The organism is Endozoicomonas ascidiicola (assembly GCF_001646945.1).
Taxonomy (GTDB): Bacteria; Pseudomonadota; Gammaproteobacteria; order Pseudomonadales; family Endozoicomonadaceae; genus Endozoicomonas; species Endozoicomonas ascidiicola.
This window is the reverse complement of the sequence record NZ_LUTV01000003.1, coordinates 340,972-342,732: the sequence shown is the minus strand read 5'-3', so window position 1 is coordinate 342,732 and position 1,761 is coordinate 340,972. Positions and strand designations below refer to the sequence as shown.

1 protein-coding gene and 1 pseudogene are annotated in these 1,761 nt (G+C 45.9%); one reads left to right on the top strand and one right to left on the bottom strand.

What is annotated here, in order from left to right:
- Positions 1-139: 139 nt before the first annotated feature.
- The gene (gene add, locus AKL11_RS09085) at positions 140-1,141 is read left to right on the top strand and encodes an adenosine deaminase (protein WP_067516617.1); all 1,002 of its coding nucleotides are present in this window, start codon (positions 140-142) and stop codon (positions 1,139-1,141) included.
- Positions 1,142-1,536: 395 nt separating this feature from the next.
- On the opposite strand, the pseudogene AKL11_RS25620 reads toward add, so the two are convergent.
- Positions 1,537-1,761 (bottom strand): annotated as a pseudogene (locus AKL11_RS25620) (ISKra4 family transposase); the annotation flags it as partial.

Below are 1,761 nucleotides of genomic sequence, written 5' to 3'. Positions count from 1 at the left end.
AAAATAGCTGTCTCGACAACCGCTATTTTACCGTAGATCAACAGAGACAAGCACTTCAGTTCTTCCCCAGATTTTTAACCGGACAGCAGTGATTTCATGTAAGATGACTCCGTTAATAAATCAATAAGCAGACGTATTCATGATTACTCCATCAATGCCACTCACTGATATCCATCGCCACCTGGACGGCAATATTCGTCCGGAAACCATTCTGGAACTGGGTAGAAAATATAACCTGGAACTGCCTGCAAACAATCTGGAAGCACTGATCCCACACGTCCGGGTTATCAGCCAGGAACCTGATCTGGTCAGCTTTCTTAGTAAGCTGGACTGGGGAGTAAAAGTACTGGCGGACTACGATGCCTGCCGCCAGATCGCCTACGAGAACGTAGAAGATGCCCTGAATGCCCGCATTGATTATGCCGAATTACGCTTCAGCCCCGGCTATATGGCAATGACGCACAACCTCGATCCAAAAGGTGTGGTTGAAGCAGTGATTGATGGCGTTAAAGCAGGCTCTGAAAAATTCGGCGTTAAAGTCAATCTGATTGGCATTCTAAGCCGTACTTTTGGTCAGGAAGCCTGCCAGAAAGAACTGGATGCCTGCCTGGCATTTAGAGATGAATTGGTAGCAATTGATTTAGCTGGCGATGAACTGGGTAAGCCTGGCGAACTTTTTGTTGATCATTTCCGTCAGGTGCACGATGCAGGCCTGAATATTACGGTTCATGCCGGTGAGGCTGCAGGCCCGGAAAGCATGTGGCAAGCCATCAAAGAACTGAGTGCCACCCGAATTGGCCACGGCGTTAAAGCCATTTACGACCCCGCATTGATGGATTATCTGGCAGAGCACAAGATTGGCATAGAATCCTGCCTGACTTCCAACATTCAAACCAACACATTCGCTAATATTGAAAGCCATCCTCTGAAGCAGTTTCTCGATCACGGTGTGCTCGCAACTATCAATACGGATGACCCGGCAGTAGAGGGTATCGAGCTGCCTTATGAATATGAAGTAGCGGCTCCAGCGGCTGGGTTAACGCAGGCAGATATCAGACAGGCTCAAGAAAATGGTTTGACCATTGCGTTTCTGTCAGAGCAGGAAAAAGCGGCTCTTATCTCTAGTGCCAACAATCGTTGATCTTATGTGAACTTTCTATAAGAAACATAATCAAAGGTACCAAAATATGCCGAGTACCTTTGATTATGGACGCACCACTGAGTACACTTTCTGCAATTTCTCATAGCTGGCACGAATGCTCCAATAAAATCTTGCCAATCAGAATATTTAACACGTTTATAGCCGCCATTAAGAGTTTCTACAAAGGCTATATAGTCTGCATCACATCACCTGAAACACAAAACCTGATCGGGTGCTCAGCCTGATCAATGTCCTGCCTGAAGGTTATGAGTAATTGGAAAACCGTATTGATTCATTTTTTTCCAAAAAGATGACCAATGTCCTGTTGAACATATGATCGCTCGGAGTGTTAACAGCATTGAGGCACCTTCTTCTTTCCAGCGCATACCTGATCTTCACATCCTCTGTTTCACCAATATTTTACAGGCCGCTTCAGTAACCCCAGAGCCGATTGGTAAATGGGCGCTCAGGGCTTCCGGATAGACCATCTTTTTCCAGTTGTTCTTAAAGTAGGTTCTTGCCTTATACAGCTTCTCCATCGATGCCAGACGATTATTCCCCGGTGATGATTTCTTTAATTCCTTGGTCAGACGCTGTGCTCCACCAACTTCATGTTTCAG

Excerpts from the sequence above, each read along its gene's own strand:
- add (WP_067516617.1), top strand. The coding sequence starts at position 140 with ATGATTACTCCATCAATGCCACTCACTGATATCCATCGCCACCTGGAC.